Origin of the sequence: Methylobacterium sp. B1 (genome assembly GCF_000333255.1) — a bacterium.
GTDB classification, from domain to species: domain Bacteria; phylum Pseudomonadota; class Alphaproteobacteria; order Rhizobiales; family Beijerinckiaceae; genus Methylobacterium; species Methylobacterium fujisawaense.
Window position 1 is genome coordinate 1 of the sequence record NZ_BACT01000902.1, and the last position, 1,451, is coordinate 1,451.

1 protein-coding gene and 1 pseudogene are annotated in these 1,451 nt (G+C 70.0%); one reads left to right on the forward strand and one right to left on the reverse strand.

Annotated features, from left to right (window positions below):
* Positions 1 to 141: 141 nt before the first annotated feature.
* The gene (locus I53_RS25630; RefSeq protein ID WP_043356131.1) at positions 142 to 981 is read right to left on the reverse strand and encodes an aldo/keto reductase; all 840 of its coding nucleotides are present in this window, start codon (positions 979 to 981) and stop codon (positions 142 to 144) included.
* A gap of 281 nt (positions 982 to 1,262) precedes the next feature.
* Here I53_RS25630 and I53_RS25635 point away from each other — a divergent pair.
* Positions 1,263 to 1,451, forward strand: a pseudogene (locus I53_RS25635) (adenylate/guanylate cyclase domain-containing protein); the annotation flags it as partial.

A 1,451-nucleotide genomic window follows, 5' to 3' on the forward strand; every position in this document is an offset into this window, starting at 1 on the left:
GGGATCCCCCCCGATGACCTTTCACNGGCGGCGGACGCGGCCCTCTATGCCGCCAAGAAGGCCCGNCCGCAATCGGGTGCGGGCCGCACCGCCGCGCGCACCCCCGACACTGGCGATGCGGGGCCTGAGCCGGCCCGCGGCTCAGAGCATGGGCAGGATCCGGGGGCGTGGCCCCCGAGGGAAATGCGCGTCGATCAGGGCGATCTCGGCCGCACCCAGATGCAGGTCCGCCGCGCTGGCATTCTCGATGGCCCGGTCCGGGCGACCGGTCTTCGGAATCGTGAAGGTGCCGGGCAGCCGGGTCAGGAAGGCGAGGGCCACGGCGTAGGGCGTCGTCCCATGGCTCTGCGCGATGCCCGCCAGGACGCGGCCGCCAGCACTGGCCGGATCGGGAAAGTCGCCGCTGCCGAAGGGCGAGTAGCCGACCATCGCGACGCCGTGCTTCTCGCACCAGGGCAGCACGGCATGCTCGATGGCCCGCTCGTTCAGATGGTAGAGGACCTGATTGCAGGCGATCCGGTCCGGCCCCGCAATGGCGAGGGCGCGGTCGAGATCCTCGACGTCGAAATTGCTGACACCCCAGGACAGGATCTTGCCCGCCCGGCGCAGATCCTCGAAGCCCGCGATCGTCTCCTCGAGCGGGTGCTGGCCCGGCCAGTGCAGCAGATAGCTGTCCAGCCGATCCGTCCGCAGGCGTCGGAGCGAAGCCTCGCAGGCCCGCGCCACGCCGCGGCGCGTCGCATTGCCAGGGACCACCTTCGAAACGAGGAAGACCTCCTCGCGGCAATCCGCGATGGCGGCGGCGACGATTGCCTCCGCGTCGCCGTACATCTCCGCGGTGTCGATATGGGTCATGCCGGCGTCGATTCCGGCCCGCAACGCGCGGATCGCATCCGTCCGGTCCGAACTGTCGATGTGCCACGTGCCCTGGCCGATGACCGGGACCGAGACGCGCATCGCGCCGAAGCTCCTGGCATACATGGCAGCGCTCCCTTTTCGCTGTCACAGGGGTTGCTGACGGCGATCCGGTCGGGATCGGGCCGCCGACGTGTCATGGGTCCGCCGTTCAACTCCCCGGCACGCCTTACTCGCGCCATCTTGGGGCGTTGAGCAATGGCTGGCGGCCTTCCGAGACGCTAAACTTTAGGCCCAGGCTCGAGGTCAGGCGGCGCGGGTATGCCGAGCCTGCGCCTCCCGCAGGGCGCCGCCGCGCCCGGCCACGCGACACCCGGTCCGTCAGTGGCCATGCTGGAGATGTGTCGATGCTGCCGGCCCATCGGATATTCTGGGGTCTGATCCTGCTGGCGGCGGCCGGCGCGGGGCTGCTCTACAACATCATCTTCGCGGCTGGCGCCTCTCCCCTCGNCGGATTCACCTACGGCCTCTGCATGGGTGCCACGGTGCTGGCTTTCGACCGCGGGCTGATCCTGGGCGGGCTGCAGACGCGGATC